Consider the following 381-nt stretch of genomic DNA (forward strand, 5'->3'; position numbering starts at 1 on the left):
GCCACCATGGGCAGCGAAGCCGCCGGCATCATCCTCGACACCGGCCCCGACGTCACCCACCTCACCCCCGGCGACCGGGTCACCGGACTCTTCCCCGACGCACTGGCCAACATCGTCGTAGCCGACCAGCGCACGGTCATCCCCATACCAGCCGACTGGACATACCCCGACGCCGCCGCGTTCCCCATCGTCTTCCTGACCGCCTATTACGGACTACACGACCTGGCCGCCCTCAAACCAGGCGAACGCGTACTCATCCACGCCGGCACCGGCGGCGTCGGCACCGCCGCCATCCAACTCGCCCAACACCTCGGCGCCGAAGTCTTCGCCACCGCCAGCCCCGCCAAATGGCCCCACCTACGCGCCATGGGCCTCGACGAC

Annotated in this window: 1 protein-coding gene; it reads left to right on the plus strand. The window is 69.3% G+C overall.

The annotated features are described in order from the left end of the window. Positions 1-381, plus strand: a 381-nt coding sequence (locus tag JK364_RS54700; protein ID WP_230994000.1) for an alcohol dehydrogenase catalytic domain-containing protein, incomplete at both ends; no start/stop codon positions are given.

Origin of the sequence: Streptomyces endocoffeicus, from assembly GCF_016741935.1 — a bacterium.
In the GTDB taxonomy this organism is placed as follows: domain Bacteria; phylum Actinomycetota; class Actinomycetes; order Streptomycetales; family Streptomycetaceae; genus Streptomyces; species Streptomyces endocoffeicus.